Annotated in this window: 13 protein-coding genes; 6 read left to right on the top strand and 7 right to left on the bottom strand. The window is 70.0% G+C overall.

The genetic code is table 11. The annotated features are described in order from the left end of the window. Positions 1–18: 18 nt before the first annotated feature. Both ACWF94_RS02175 and ACWF94_RS02180 read left to right on the top strand, forming a co-directional pair. Positions 19–672: a hypothetical protein gene (locus ACWF94_RS02175; protein WP_453483809.1), complete on the top strand. Its 654-nt coding sequence runs from the start codon at positions 19–21 to the stop codon at positions 670–672. A gap of 23 nt (positions 673–695) precedes the next feature. Next, positions 696–1,094, top strand: a complete 399-nt coding sequence (locus ACWF94_RS02180; RefSeq protein ID WP_453483811.1) for a hypothetical protein — start codon at positions 696–698, stop codon at positions 1,092–1,094. Between the two features lie 60 nt (positions 1,095–1,154). Here the strand turns inward: ACWF94_RS02180 and ACWF94_RS02185 are convergent, their stop codons facing one another. Together ACWF94_RS02185 and ACWF94_RS02190 are read right to left on the bottom strand one after the other, a co-directional pair. Beyond that, a complete protein-coding gene (locus ACWF94_RS02185; RefSeq protein WP_453483813.1) occupies positions 1,155–1,844 on the bottom strand; it encodes a pentapeptide repeat-containing protein in 690 nt (229 codons plus the stop codon). A gap of 10 nt (positions 1,845–1,854) precedes the next feature. Next, on the bottom strand, positions 1,855–2,262 hold the full coding sequence (locus ACWF94_RS02190; RefSeq protein ID WP_453483815.1) for a hypothetical protein: 408 nt from the start codon (positions 2,260–2,262) through the stop codon (positions 1,855–1,857). A 723-nt stretch (positions 2,263–2,985) separates the two neighbouring features. On the opposite strand from ACWF94_RS02190, the gene ACWF94_RS02195 reads away from it, so the two are divergent. Further along, positions 2,986–5,025 carry a M4 family metallopeptidase gene (locus tag ACWF94_RS02195; RefSeq protein WP_453483817.1) on the top strand — a complete coding sequence of 680 codons (2,040 nt, stop codon included), beginning with the start codon at positions 2,986–2,988 and terminating at the stop codon, positions 5,023–5,025. A 409-nt stretch (positions 5,026–5,434) separates the two neighbouring features. Next, positions 5,435–5,668 (top strand): DUF397 domain-containing protein, encoded by a 234-nt coding sequence (locus ACWF94_RS02200; RefSeq protein WP_453483818.1) that lies wholly within the window; start codon positions 5,435–5,437, stop codon positions 5,666–5,668. Positions 5,669–5,708: 40 nt separating this feature from the next. Here the strand turns inward: ACWF94_RS02200 and fxlM are convergent, their stop codons facing one another. From fxlM to ACWF94_RS02225, 5 genes are all read right to left on the bottom strand, one after another. Next, complete coding sequence (gene fxlM, locus ACWF94_RS02205; RefSeq protein ID WP_453483820.1) at positions 5,709–6,917, bottom strand: methyltransferase, FxLD system; 1,209 nt, start codon at positions 6,915–6,917, stop codon at positions 5,709–5,711. 80 nt (positions 6,918–6,997) lie between these two features. Continuing rightward, on the bottom strand, positions 6,998–8,032 hold the full coding sequence (locus ACWF94_RS02210) for a lanthionine synthetase C family protein (protein WP_453483822.1): 1,035 nt from the start codon (positions 8,030–8,032) through the stop codon (positions 6,998–7,000). A gap of 116 nt (positions 8,033–8,148) precedes the next feature. Further along, the gene (locus tag ACWF94_RS02215) at positions 8,149–9,132 is read right to left on the bottom strand and encodes a lantibiotic dehydratase (protein ID WP_453483824.1); all 984 of its coding nucleotides are present in this window, start codon (positions 9,130–9,132) and stop codon (positions 8,149–8,151) included. Between the two features lie 364 nt (positions 9,133–9,496). Next, a complete protein-coding gene (locus ACWF94_RS02220) occupies positions 9,497–9,742 on the bottom strand; it encodes a hypothetical protein (protein WP_453483826.1) in 246 nt (81 codons plus the stop codon). Between the two features lie 61 nt (positions 9,743–9,803). Beyond that, positions 9,804–10,622, bottom strand: a complete 819-nt coding sequence (locus ACWF94_RS02225; protein ID WP_453483828.1) for a hypothetical protein — start codon at positions 10,620–10,622, stop codon at positions 9,804–9,806. Between the two features lie 693 nt (positions 10,623–11,315). Here ACWF94_RS02225 and uppS point away from each other — a divergent pair. Then, complete coding sequence (uppS, locus tag ACWF94_RS02230) at positions 11,316–12,005, top strand: polyprenyl diphosphate synthase (protein ID WP_453483830.1); 690 nt, start codon at positions 11,316–11,318, stop codon at positions 12,003–12,005. 83 nt (positions 12,006–12,088) lie between these two features. Continuing rightward, entirely contained in the window at positions 12,089–13,576 is a 1,488-nt protein-coding gene (locus ACWF94_RS02235) for an oxygenase MpaB family protein (protein ID WP_453483834.1), read from the top strand. Positions 13,577–13,699: the final 123 nt, after the last annotated feature.

The raw sequence follows: 13,699 nt of genomic DNA on the forward strand, positions 1-13,699 counted from the left end.
AGCGGATTTCCCGTCTGCGTGGACAAGCACGCCGCCGACCACGAGATGTACGCCCGTAAATCCCAGAAGGAGAGTTTCCGCATGAGCTTGCGCAGTACGCAGTTAACCGTCGCCGTGGCAGGGGTCCTCGCCCTCCTTGCTCCGGCATCCGCCGCCGCCGCCGAGCACGAAACTCGCTCCAGCCACGCTGCACCGTCGGATATGGCTGCGATCCTGGCTTCTCTGCGCGATCAGGGAATCGCGCAGGGGGCCGGAACCCTCGACGACCTCGTCCGTCAGGCAGCGGCTCCCGGCCCGGCGGCCAAGGCAAAGCTGCCCAAGTGCCGCGGCACGTTCCGCCATGTGGTCGGCAAGGTCACACTCCAGGAGTCCAAGAAGTACGGTATCCCCTGGGGCCTGAAGCTCTCCAAGAGAATTGCCCCGCAGGGGATCATCCGGCTTAAGGCCCAGATCTTCGCCAACAAGCGCGAAGCCAACGTCTACCAGCCCCACACCGAGCCCTGGTACTACCACTTCCACGGACCGCTGCCCCGCACGTTCGACCCCAAGGGCAAGGAAAAGCGCTACACGATCAAGCGTGGCAACGAGGTCTCCTTCCTTTGGACGTGGAAGTCGATCAGTAAGCCGCCTGCCGGCGGATACCGCTTCGTCAACTGCAAGTTCAGCGCCTGAAGATTCGACTAGGCTCCCGATCCATGCCGATGCAGCCTGAAGAAATCTTCGCGCCTATCGCCCATGACCTGCAAGTATGCGACTTTGCCGCCCGCCTGGAGCACGGAGCCGAAGGCGTCAGCGATCCTGACAACTGGCGCACGCTCGTCATCGGCAATATCCGGATCGCTCCCCTGGAATTCTCCCCGGATCTGGCCGACGAGCCCCCGGGCGCCGCTGTGCGGCCGGTCGCGTTCCATGTTCAGGCAGCCCTTTTGGAGAACCTGCAGATCCTTCAGGGCAGGGGGCCGTGGCCTGCCTGCCGCGAAGGACACCCACACCCCATGGAACTGTCGACGGAAGGAGAAGAGGACTGGCCCGCCTGGCGCTGCCCCAAGAACCGGGCATACCGGCTGCCCCTTGGCGAACACCCAGGGGTGTAGCAGGAACCGGGCGTGGAGACGCAGTCAAGGGTCGGATCAGTGCGGTTCAGAGCCGGCCCCCTACTCGTCGTCGAGGTCTTCGCCGAAGGCGACGTCCAGTTCGGCGGCGAGGGCCTCGGCGAGCTGGAGTGTCTGGGCCCGGTCGATGACGATCCGCTTGAGCGAGGCGAGGCCGCGGAGGTGGGAGAGGTCGTTGCCCCGCAGATCCAGGCCGCGGTACTTCCCGCCGTCGAACTCGGTCAGCCGTAGATCGCAGTCGTCGATCAGGGCGGCGCCGAGGTCAGCGGCGGTGAAGGTGGCCTCGCGCAGCGAGCACTTGGCAAAGATCACGGGTCCGGCGGCCCGAAGGTGGGTGAAGGTGCTGTAGTCGAGCTTGCAGTTCTCGAACAGGACATTCTCAAGTGTCACGCCTTCAAGTGCGGCGCCCATGAGCTTGCAGTCACGGAAGACGGCTCGGGAGATCTTGCTGTCGGTCCACTGCAGGGAAGACAGGTGGTCGCAGCCGGTGAACTCCACGGAGTCGACGCGGAGCTTTTCCAGACGGGTGCGCTGCGCCTTGAGGCCGGTGATCCTCCCGTCCATCAGATGGGTGTCGGCCAGGTCAAGGTCCCGCAGGTCGGCGTCGGCATAGTGGAACTCCGCCACCCGGCCACGGCCACCCTCCAGCGAGGTGACGTGGGAGAGGTAGCGGCCCGGACCGGTCAGGGCGGGGAGCGTGACGCTTGTCCGGCGGATCGTGCGGGTGTCCATCAACAGCCCTTCAGCGCGGTGGCTCGGTCGCCGGTACTGCTGGCACGCCCGGAGCGTGCCAGCAGCGGGGCGGTTCACTTCTTCTTGTTCCAGTTGTCCCAGGTCGGGCGGTTTGGGACAGCAAGCCGGCCAAGCCGAAGGCGATGAACCGGGTGTGCTCGCCACGGCCGCCCTTGTGACGGGGCCGGCAGTGCTCGACGATGGCCCCGGTCAGGAAGTCGAGCGCCTGGCGGACCGGTTGGCCGGCGATGCCGGCAGCCCGCAGGATCGGTAAGACCTCGCTGGTGTTGACGATCGACGACACCGAGGTGAGGGTCAGACCCCATCCGCCGTCGTAGCCCTGGTTGTGCAGCAGAGTCCGAGCGGCTTCTCCCGCTCTTGCCTCGAACGCAGCGAGCCCCACACGCGCTCTCTTCATGATTCGCCTCCGCCGCCGGCCACCGATGGCCCGACCGGACCGTACCCAACTCGCCTACTGGAAACGCGCATTCACGCCCCGGGTCGGCGCCCAGCACCTCGTGGCGCACCCACCAGATACGACAAGACCGCGACCTCATACGAAGCAGCGGTCACCCTCGCATCACTCCTGATGTGGGCGCGACATTTGACGACAGAAGCCAGGGCGTGTTTCGAATGCAGCGCCGTCCGCCCGGAGGGCGGGGCGTGCTGCCGGGGTGCGCGGAATCTCGTCGTCCTCGGCGTACCGTTTCCTCTTCTCTCCGGTCCGCAACCTGCCCTGACCCAGGCCCTGGTGGAGTGCGCGGCCGTCCTGCGCCTGTTGTGAGCTGGAGCGCGCGCTCCATCTGCCCGTACGCCGGGCTGCCTGTGCCGTACGGCGCTTGGAAACGGGTGCGGCTGGGTGTGGTGCGCCCCTGGGTGACCGTCCGGTCTGCGGTGCCCGGCATGCGAACGATTGTCGCCAACTTGGCACGGATCTCGCACTCGCGTGAAAACCCGGTGTCACGCTTCTTCCCGCCGCCGCGCTCTCGCCCCGGCAGGGCCCTCTGGAGCGGCGGTAGCACTCCCGCGTCACGGGCCCACACCGCACCGCACTGCTCTGCGCTGCCCCGTCCGGCGCACTCCCGTGCGGGCCGGGTCCTGTTCTGGCCGCTACCCCACCGCCGCCGCAGAAGGAGTTCGAGTGAGACGACGACCTGCTCTGAGAGTCTCGGCCGCGGGCGCGTTGCTCGCGTCCGCCGCAATGATCGCCTTGGGCCTGCCCACGGGCACCGCCGGCGCTGCCGGCGCGGCTCCTGCCCCTGGCGACGGCACCGCTCCCGCACCGAAGGCGCGGGCCGGGGCGCTGCCGGCGAAGCTCAGTCCTGCCCAGCACAAGAAGCTGGTCGCCGCCGCGCAGGCCGGCCGCGCGGCCACTGCCCGGGCTCTGGGCCTGGGCAGCAAGGAGGAGTTGCGGGCCAGGAACGTCCTCAAGGACACCGATGGCACCCTGCACACCCGCTATGAGCGCACCTACCAGGGACTTCCGGTCATCGGCGGCGACCTCGTCGTACACACCTCCCCCTCCGGCACCGCCGGCGTCAACAAAGCGACCACGGCGCGGATCGCGGTGCCCAGCACCACCCCGGCCCGGGGCCCCGACACCGCGAGAACCTCTGCGCTCAGCCGGGCGAAGAAGGAGGGGCGGAAGGACACCGAGCTGAAGGGCGCCCCGCGCGCGGTGGTCTGGGCCGCCACCGGCCGGCCGGTCCTCGCCTGGGAATCAGTCGTCAACGGCGTCCAGGCCGACGGCGTCCCCAGCGAACTGCATGTCATCACGGACGCCGCGACCGGCAGGGAACTGAACCGCGACGAGAAGGTGAAGCGCGGCACCGGTAGCAGCATGTACAGCGGCCAGGTCCCGGTGGGCAGTATCAAGTCCGGTTCCGTCTACAGCCTGATCGACCCCGAGCACGGGGCCCACCGGACGTACGACGCGACGAACGTCGGGGAGCCTCACAGGGCCCGGCTCTTCACCGACACGGACAATGTGTGGGGCACCGGGGCCATGGCGCACCCCCAGACCGCCGCGGTGGACGCCGCCTACGGTGCGCAGACCTTCTGGAACTACATCACCCAGGTGCACGGCCGCAACGGCATCCGCAACGACGGCGACGGAGCGTCCAGCCGGGTCCACTTCGGCAACCCCCGCACCACGGCCTTCTGGAACAACAACTGCTTCTGTGTGACCTTCGGTGACCAGAACGGCAAGCCGCACACCACCATCGACATCAACGCGCACGAGATGGGCCACGGCGTCACCTTCGAGACCGCCCGGCTGGCCGGTTACGACATCGAGACTCGCGGGCTGGACGAGGCGACCAGCGATATCCTCGGGACCCTCACCGAGTTCCACGCGGCGAACGCCGTCGACGTGGGGGACTACCTGATCGGTGAGCGGATCAACGCACAGGGCGACGGCACCCCGCTCCGCTCCATGGACCAGCCCTCCCGGAACGGCACGGGCGACGACTACTGGCACCCCCAGATGGGGAGAACGCAGAACGCCGGACCGGCCAGCCACTGGTTCTACCTCGCTTCCGAGGGCAGCGGGGTCAAGACCGTCAACGGCGTCAGCTACGACAGCCGTACGGTCGACGGTCTGCCGGTCACCCCGATCGGACGGGCCGCCGCCGAGAAGATCTGGTACCGGGCGCTCACCGTCTACATGACCTCGACCACCAACTACGCCGGGGCCCGCACCGCGACCCTCGCCGCCGCCGCTGACCTGTTCGGCGTGGACTCGGCCACCTGGAAGGGTGTACGGGAAGCCTGGGGCGCCGTCAACGTCGGCACCCGTTCCGGCGACCCCGCCCCGGCGAAGCCGCCGGGCCCGGTCTTCGAGAACGTCACCGACGTGCCGATCCCGGACGCGCCCGCGAGCGGCACCTCGCCGATCACCGTGACCGGAGTCACCGGCAACGGTCCCTCCATCCTGCGGGTCGACGTGGACTTGGCCGTGCAGAGCTGGCTGGACGCGGACTTGGTCGCGGAGCTGGTGGCACCGGACGGCACCGTCTTCCCGATCACGAACTGGGAGGTTCCGCACACGGAGAGCCGCACCGCCACGCTCGCGGTGGATGCCACCAGGGTCGGTGCCAATGGCACCTGGAAGCTGCTCGCGCGAGACCGGACTCCGGGAGCTGTGACCGCCGGCATCAACAGCTGGAAGCTGAGCTTCTGATCCGCTGAACAGCGCGTCCCGGGCGGGCGGGGACCAGGGCGCGCGGAGCCCCGGTCCCCGCCCCGCCCAGTCGTAGGGGGCACCCTCCGGTGCGCCGAGGGCGCCGTCGCGGGTCAGTACCCTCACCCGGCCGATTCCGAGGATGCGCTGCCCCGGGCGTACGTCGAGTTGTTCCAGCATGGTGGCCACGAGCCACGGCTCGGAGGCGCAGCTCGTCGGCCTGTTGTCGCTGCCACGGTGGGTGATGACCGGTCCGTCTCCGTAGGCCGCTTCCACTGTCGCGTCGGCCAACCTCAACTGTTCCGGTACCGAGCCGTACTCGACCGGTTTGAGGCGGGCGCCCTCAATGTGTCGGAGTCACGCAGCCTGATCCAGCGCGCGGCACAGATCTTGTGATTGGTTACTGAACATGGCCAACTACACCTGGCAGAAGTCCTCCTACAGCGGGACTTCGGGCAACTGCCTCCACATAGCCAGAGCCGACGACGGCACCATCAGATTCCACGAGAGCGACGACCCCACCACGGTCATCACCACCACCCCCGAAAACCTCCGCGCCTTCATCCTCGGCGTCAAGGCGGGCGAGTTCGACCACTTCACCCGCGCCCTGGCAGACACCACCACCGCGGCCCAGCAGGGCTGACGCTCGTACTGGGCCGCGAACCGAGTGGGACCGTCGTGGCTCAGACAGAGACAGTGACGCGGAAGTCCGTCTTGTCGAGAACCTGGCCATCCGGGAGCCGGTCGTCCGGCGTCCCGGCCGGGCTCGCGGTGATGGTGGCCCGGTCGGTCCGGTCCTTGCCCCATGCCCGGATCTGGGTGGCGAGCCGCCCGGCGAGTCCCTGGCCGCCGGGGCCGTGACCGTGTGACCCGAGTTCCCAGCGGCGCCGGTCGCCGTCGGGAACGTACCGCTGGGTGAAGTAGGCGAGGGAGGAACCCTCGACCAGCGCGGGGCTCAGGGTACGGATGGCGGGGGTGCACAGGCCGGACTCGACGGCCGCCCGGTCGGCGCGGATGCGGACGGTCCCGGGTTCGGTGCCGATGAGGCGCATCCAGACGCCGTGGAAGGGCTCTTCGGGGCCGACGGTGACACCTGACCACACCGTGGCGCGCGGCCGGCCGAGGACATCGCCGAGTGCGGCGGTGGCCATGTCCTGGTCGGCGTCCCAGTGCACGGCGACATGTTCGCCGGGATCGATGAACGCGGTCCTCTCCCCCTCCTGGCCGATCATGGGGACGAAGCCGCACAGGGCCATCCCGGCGGAGACGAGCCGGTTGCCGTCGCGGGTGAGGGCGATACTGCGGGTGGTGCCGCGCATCCGCAGGGGGACGACCATGCGGCCGTCATCGGCGAGCTGTCCGAGCCAGGTCGCGGGCAGATCCCAGACTCCGACAGTGGCGATGATCCGGTCGTAGGGGGCACCGTCCGGTGCGCCGAGGGCGCCGTCGCGGGTCAGTACCCTCACCCGGCCGTATCCGCCTGTGTCGAGGGCCCGGCGGGCACGCGCGGTGACATCCGGGTCGATGTCGACGGTGGTCACCTGCCCCTCGGGACCGGCGAGTTCGGCGAGCAGAGCGCTGTTGATGCCGGTTCCCGCACCGATTTCGAGGATGCGCTGACCCGGGCGTACGTCGAGCTGTTCCAGCATGGTGGCCACGAGCCACGGCTCGGAGGCGCAGCTCGTCGGCCTGTTGTCGCTGCCACGGTGGGTGATGACCGGTCCGTCTCCGTAGGCCGCTTCCACCGTCGCGTCGGGTACGAAGGCGTGCCTGGGCAGGGTCGCGAACGCCCTTCGTACCGCCGGGTCGTGCAGGTGTCCGCCCGCTGTCAGGCGGGCGACCAGGTTCGCCCGCAGGCGGGCCGCTTCGTCACCGGAGGTGGAGCTGTTCATCGGTGGGATGGATCCTTTCGGTGAGGTCGCCGGGCGCGAGTGGCCGGGCCCGGGGAATGGGGGCGCGGGTGTGGCCTGGTTCAGCCGTGGAGGAGAAGGCAGGCGTCCCAGCCCGAAGGGGGTGGGTCGGGGGCGGCGGTGGTGTGCAGGGTGAGGTGTATTCCGGCCGCGCCTTCCAGCAGGCCGGGCCCACCGGGTTCGCCGTGGCGGTCGAGATGCCGGCGCAGGCGGGCGCGCAGACCGGGGACGAGGGCGTGAAGTTCGCCGGTACGGTCCTCGACGGCGGCCCGCCAGGTGCTCTGGAGCAGTCCGGCCCACCCGTGGCACAGGGAGGCGTCACTGAGTTGGCCGGTCTGCCGGGGGTCGTTGACGCAGTGGGCGAGAGTCCGCTCTGCGGCTCGCTGGCGTGCGAGGTCGCCGAGGGCGAGAGCGCCGAGCTGCTGGGCCCGGGTGATACCCGGAGTGCCGTAGCACCACGAAGGCCGGTGCGGGGAGTTCTGGCGGACCGTCCGGGTTCGCCATTCGGTGCGGCTGATGCGGTCCGGCCACCAGCCGTGGCGGCCGGAGCCGTACCTCCATAAGTCCAGCCAGCGGCAGATGCGGTGGACGGCTTCCGCGTGTCCCGGCACGGTGATGGTGCGGCGCATCGTCATGGCGAGCAGGGCGAGGGGGCCGGTGATGCCATGGGCGATACCGAGATTGCCGTGGCCGCCCGGCCACGGTGTGGCGCGGTCGGGGCGTGCCCACCAGCCAGGCAGTTCGTCGCCCTCGTGGGTCACCGGCTCGGTGAGACGCACCAGATAGGAGAGGACGGCGCGCAGCAGGTCGCTGTCACCGTGCCGGTGCAGGGTCAGGGCGCCCAGTCCGGTCAGCCCGCTGATGAGGTCGTACTCGCGGACCGCAGGGAGCACTCCGGCGTCCATACGGGCGTGGGCTGCCGCGAGTCTGGTCGCGATCACGGCACCGACGTGGGCGCCCAGCGTCGTCAGGGCGGGGCTGTCGGCGGGGCGGCCGGTGGCTGCCAGCGCCAGCGTTCCGGCTTGCAGGGCGAACGCGACGGCGGGGGCGCCTCGATAGAGACCGGTGAGGTCGTGACCCACAGGGGTCCGGAGCATCGTGCGTGTGTCCCGGCTGACGGTGTCCCAGGTACCGCCCGCTGCCGCGCGTTCGATGTGCAGGAGGAGGGCTCCGGCGGTTCCGGCGGCCAGGCAATGGGGTGTCGGGGCTGCGGTCACGACACCGCCGTGTTCAGGTTCAGCCAGGCGCGGGCGGCGGCGCGGACGAGGTGGTGGCAGAGGGACTCGTGGTCGGGGTCGATGCCGCGAGCGCGGTTGTGATGCATGTGCAGCAGGGAGCCGAGGATGTGGTCGGTGTCGGACTCCGGGAGCAACCGGGTGCGGTATTCGGCCAAGGCGTTGGCGCGGCGGCGCCAGGCGCTGCGGACGCGTTCGGGCCAGTCCGGGGCGGGCGGGGCCAGCGGCTCGGGGTCTGTCATCGGTGCCCTCACCACCGTGATCAGGAAGCCTTGCCTGATCAGCGAGGTGAGCATCGTCCGCGCAGCCGACACACCGCCTGCTCCGGGGTGCGGTGCGCCGATCCGCTCCGCCAGCGTGCCGGTCCGCACAGGACGGTCGGCTGTGGCCTCCCGGACCGCGCGCACCACGGATGTGGACCGGATCGAGACCGCGTCGGGGCCCTTCGGCACCAGCAGCCGGCCACCCCGTTCGGTCACGAGGTTCGACCAGGTCACTTCGGTCCGGTCCACCAGCTCCGGCATCCCCTCCAGCAGGTCGATGACCGTCGAGAGCCACAGTGCGTCGGGGCGGGCCAGCGCCCGATGCTCATAGCCCCACGACACCGCCGTACCGCTGCCCAGCGAGGCGGGCGCTGTCCCCGCGAACCAGCCGAAGGGCGTCGGGCGCCCGGCGGCCCGCAGCGCATAGCGGGCCAGAGACATCGTCGTCCGCCGGACACGCCGGGCCGGTACGGGCCCCCCGTCCAGGATGGCGTCGACGCGAGCGGCGACCCCCGGACTTGCCTGCCGGACCGCGTCGGAGAAGAGCCTGTCGTCCCAGACCTTCCGCAGCCAGGTCACGCATAAGTCGATGTCGCCGAAGTCGGGCCACCGGTCGGGCACCTCGCTGAAGGACCGCGCAGCCGCACGTAACAAGGCGATACCGGTATGCCGGTAGAGCGGTGTTCTGTGCCTGGTCACGATGCCCTCCGGCGTGCCGACGTGAAGCGGACCGGGACAGGGGAGACGGGCGTTTCTGCCCCGGTGAGGATCAAGCGCGCAGACTTCACCTCTTTTCGGGCGGCTCAAGCCCTTCATACCCGAGCACTTGACGGGATGTGACCGACACTGTGAGCCATGGGCAGGGGCACCGGTATCCGCGTCCCGCCACCCTGCCGATGCCCCGCCGATGCCCCGCTGTGGTGACCACCGATAGCCGGTCCGGCCCCGCGTTCCAGGAGGTTGCGAGTACGTACCGAACCACGGAAGTACGGAGGTACCGGACTCGCAGAGTCAGGAGTTTGTCAGCGTTCCGCTGACGTTTCGATGTCGCCCGGCCCTGGTGTCACTGCCGCCGGTAGACGACAGCGGCAACGAGGATGAAGGCGCCGGCGACAGCGGCACCGGTCTGGAGCGGGATCGCGAGGCGCGGGTACACGAACGAGAGGCCGATCGCGGCACCTACGACCAGGATGCCGACCATGACGGTAAGTCCGGCCACGGCCGCGCGCAGGTCCCGGACGTCGGTGCGGTGGTCGTCGCCGTCCGGAGTCTGGGCGGGGCCCGGGAGTGGGGTCTGAGGGGTGGTCATGAACGTTCCTTTCATGGGTGTGCCGGTGCACTCGGGCAGTGGCGGGGAGACGGGCCTTCCGTCAGGCGGTCTTCGGCGGTGCGGCCTGGGCGGCCTGGGCGGCCTTCCTTGGCTTGCGCGGCCGTGCGATCGCGGTGCGCTGGTACAGGTAGGTCATGGTGAAGCCGGCAGGGGCGAGCGGGGCCTTCTTGTAGTGCTCGCGGCGCTCGATGAGGCCGAGGGCAAGGAGTTGTTTCAGGCCGCGCTCGTGAGTGTCGGCGGACCAGCCGTACCAAGCGGGGGCCTTCTCCGCGGGGAAGGCGCTCCCGTTCTTCTCCCGGGCGACGACGAGAAGGAGTGCCAGGCCCGGAAGGTCGAGGCCGTCGTCGTACCCCTTCGTCCAGAAAGTGGCCGGGATCTGGAGGAAGAGGTTCTCCTCGGTGTCACCGCGGGGACGGTCGTACGGCTTGCCGCTGCCGTCCTCCCGCAGAAGGGTGGCGGTGATCTTGGTGCCCGTGCGGCGGCAGGTGATCAACTGGCGTTTCTCCAGCCTGCGCAGGGTCCGCCAGGCACCGGTACGGGCCGACTGGTCGGTCGCGGTCTCCTGGATGTCCAGCATCCGGGCCCAGACCGCGCTGTCGTGCGTGGTCGACCAGCCGCTGTCTCCGTTGCTGCACGCGGCCACGATCATCAGGTACGCCCTGAGACCCCGGAGATCCCTGCCGGTCACGAAGTCCTTGAGGGGCCCGTGACGGCTCGCAGCCCCGTTGGGCGCTTGGACGAAGGTCTTGCGCAGGGGCACATTGGCCCGGATCGAGCGCTTGAGCACCGCCGTGCGGGTGTCCCGTCCGGTCGCCTTGTTCTCCTGCTTGGCCCGCTCTGCGGTCGTTGTCGTCTTCATGGCCCAGAAGTTAGCCGCCTGAGCTGTCCCGATCCAAATAGTTCAGCCCCTCAGTGGGTGGACGTGTGAGCGGGTGTATGTCAGTGCCATGGTGAAAGGGCAAGGTGAGAGTGCCAGGTGACAGGTCAACATGTGAGGACACGTGATAGGCGCCGGACCGGCTCAGCTCCCGGTTCTGCATACGCCGTAGGAAGCCGCCGGGCACCGCGGCGACGCCTGCCGACCATCTCGCCCTTCCGGGCATCGGACCGACCGAGTTGCCACCGACAACCCGAGAACCCGGGGTTTTCTCCCGCTGGGAGACAACTGGGAGACAACCGGTCCGCGCGGCCGACCGGACGCCGCGTCTTCGGTGCCGGCCCCTGACGGCCCGCCCCGGGCCTACGCGCGGGCCCACCCATACTCCAACGCCCGGACGCCCCAAGCCCCCGCTCCCCCAAGGCCCCCGTAGCCCCCCGTAGCCCCCCGTAGGAGTGAACAGCCGCCAAGAGCCGCGTGTCCCGAAGGGGAGCCCGGCAGGCTGGGGGGATTGCGCGCGGCCGGGGACTGTCCCTGCCGCGACGACGGGAGGGGGCGCTCGTGCGGGTTGAAGGGGACATCGGCGGTTCGGTGCGGCCAGCGGCTCAAGCAAAGGCGCACCGTGCGGTGGGCGGGGGCCGGGGCAGGAGTGTGCCTCGGCATGTGGCGTGTGTGATGGACGGAAACGGCAGGTGGGCGGCGCAGAGGGCGCTGCCGCGTACGTCGGGGCACCGGGCGGCGGAGACGACGGTGATCGATGTCATCGAGGCGGCGCGGTCGGCCGGGGTGGAGTGGCTGAGCCTGTATGCCTTCTCCACGGAGAACTGGCGGCGCCCGGACAGCGAGGTCGATTTCCTGATGCACCTGGTGCGCCGGGTGGTGCGCAAGCACGCACCGCTGTTGCATGCGCGGGGGGTGCGCTGCCGGATTCTCGGGGTGGCGGATTCCAGGGTCCCGGCGCCGCTGGCGCGGGACTTCGAGGACCTGATGACGCTGACCGGGGGCAACCGGGGCATGACGGTGACCGTGGCGTTCGATCACGGCGGGCGCGGGGACATCGTGGAGGCGGCGCGGTCACTCATTCGCAGCGGAGTGCCGGCCGATGCCGTGACCGAGGAGAGCTTCGCCGCGCATCTGCCCTTCCCCGACACACCCGATGTGGATCTCGTCATCCGGACCTCGGGAGAGCAGCGCATATCCAACTTCATGCTCTGGCAGGTCGCGTACGCCGAGTGGGTCTTCCCGCCGGTGCTCTGGCCCGACTTCCGCGCGGCGCACTTCGTGGAGTGCGTACACACCTACCAGCAGCGCGACCGCCGGTTCGGCGGCGTCGCACCCGCCGTGAACGGAGCACCCCGACCGTGACCGACACCACCGGCTCGCACCATGACAGCAGCGGCTCGAACCACAACAGCCCCTCCGAAGGCACCACCGGCTCGCACCCCGGCTTGAGCGACCCTCACCACGACAGCAGCGCCCCGGAAGCCACCACCGATTCCCTGATCGGCCAGGGATCGCAGTTCCGCCGGCTCTTCAACGACCCGCGCTGGGCGCCGGCCATGGTGCGGGCCACCGTACTGGAGGCCGCCCACCCGCAGATCGGCGCCGCGCTGATCGACAACTCCACCTTCGTGGCGCACCCGTGGCGACGGCTGCACAACACCTTCCTGAGCCTCCAGCGCATATTCGGCGCCGACGACGAGACGCGGCAGCGCGAAGCGGCGCGGCTGAACCGTCTGCATACGCGGCTGAAGGGCACCGGCGCGCGGAATCAGCCGTACGACGCGATGGATCCCCGGGTCAGGGCCTGGGTGGTGGCGACGCTGTTCGAAAGCGCCGTCACCATGTACCGGCTCAGCGGCCAGCCGCTGGAACAGGGCGCCATCGAGCGTCTGTACGCCGAGTGCCTGGAGTACCTCGCGGTCATGGGGGACCACGCCGGTCATCTGCCGCCCACGCTGGGCGAGTTCTGGCCGTACTACGACCGGGTGGTCGAGGAGGAGCTGGAGGACACCGAGGCGCTCCGCATCATCCTCTACAAGCTGTTCGACCATCTCCCCGCACCGGCGGTGCTGGCGGGGATGCCCACCGTCTGGGCGGCGGGCCGGGCACTCGCGGGGCCGGTCATCGGTGCCATCACCGTGGCCTCGCTGCCGGAGTCCTTCCGGCGTCGCGCGGGACTGCCCGAGATCCCCGGCGCTCAGACGCTGATGCAGAGCACCTACCTGGCCATGGGCCTGGCACGCTTTCTGCCCGACGGCTGGATCCAGGCGGAGGAAGTGGCCGCCGTGCTGTCCCTGTCGCCCGACAGCGATGATCCCCGCGCCAGGACGATCGCGGCGGTACGCGACGGGATCAAGCGGGCGGGCGCCCTGTTCCGGCTGATCACACCGCTGCCCGAACAGCCCGGGCCCGCTGACACCCCTGGGCCCGCCGGGCCCGCTGACACCACCGGGCCCCGGCGCAGCGCCGAGGAGTTCTTCTACGAGGTGCTGGACCAGACCGGCGACGGCTATCTGGACTGGCCGGACCTCGCGGCGATGGCCCGCGAGGTCGCCGGCCGTCTCGACCTGGACGAACCCGAGGAGACCAGGCTCTACGACGCGTACGCCGACTGGTGGAAGGAACTCCAGTCGGCCCTCGACAGCGATGGCGACGGGCGGATCTGCGCCGAGGAGTACGCCGCGGCCGTACCCTCCCTCGCCGGACCCGCCCTGATCAAGGTCGCCGATGTCCTCTTCGACGCCACCGACGCCGACGGCAACCAGTCCATCGACGCGGCCGAGTACCGGGCGCTGTTCCGCACCGGGTTCCAGCGGGACCTGGCCGACTCGGGCGGCACGTACTCCCGGAGTGCGTTCGTGACGGAGTTCCTGTCCTTCATGTCGGGTCGCCGGCGCTCGACGACGTACGACCCGCTGCTCGCGCAGGCGTGAGCGGATGGCGCGAGGGAGCCCCCGAGCGGGATGCCCCCGCGCGGGATGGAGCCCCTGCGCGGGATGGAGCCCCCGAGCGGAGACGGTCCGGTCCGCGACCGGCAGCAGACGGCCCCGGGGTGT

Source organism: Streptomyces sp. NPDC055078 (assembly GCF_053607985.1).

Coding starts and splice junctions, on each gene's coding strand:
- ACWF94_RS02210 (WP_453483822.1), bottom strand. CDS start 8,032: ATGCTCCGGACCCCTGTGGGTCACGACCTCACCGGTCTCTATCGAGGC.
- ACWF94_RS02220 (WP_453483826.1), bottom strand. CDS start 9,742: ATGACCACCCCTCAGACCCCACTCCCGGGCCCCGCCCAGACTCCGGAC.
- uppS (WP_453483830.1), top strand. CDS start 11,316: ATGGACGGAAACGGCAGGTGGGCGGCGCAGAGGGCGCTGCCGCGTACG.
- ACWF94_RS02185 (WP_453483813.1), bottom strand. CDS start 1,844: ATGGACACCCGCACGATCCGCCGGACAAGCGTCACGCTCCCCGCCCTG.
- ACWF94_RS02180 (WP_453483811.1), top strand. CDS start 696: ATGCCGATGCAGCCTGAAGAAATCTTCGCGCCTATCGCCCATGACCTG.
- fxlM (WP_453483820.1), bottom strand. CDS start 6,917: ATGAACAGCTCCACCTCCGGTGACGAAGCGGCCCGCCTGCGGGCGAAC.
- ACWF94_RS02225 (WP_453483828.1), bottom strand. CDS start 10,622: ATGAAGACGACAACGACCGCAGAGCGGGCCAAGCAGGAGAACAAGGCG.
- ACWF94_RS02190 (WP_453483815.1), bottom strand. CDS start 2,262: ATGAAGAGAGCGCGTGTGGGGCTCGCTGCGTTCGAGGCAAGAGCGGGA.
- ACWF94_RS02200 (WP_453483818.1), top strand. CDS start 5,435: ATGGCCAACTACACCTGGCAGAAGTCCTCCTACAGCGGGACTTCGGGC.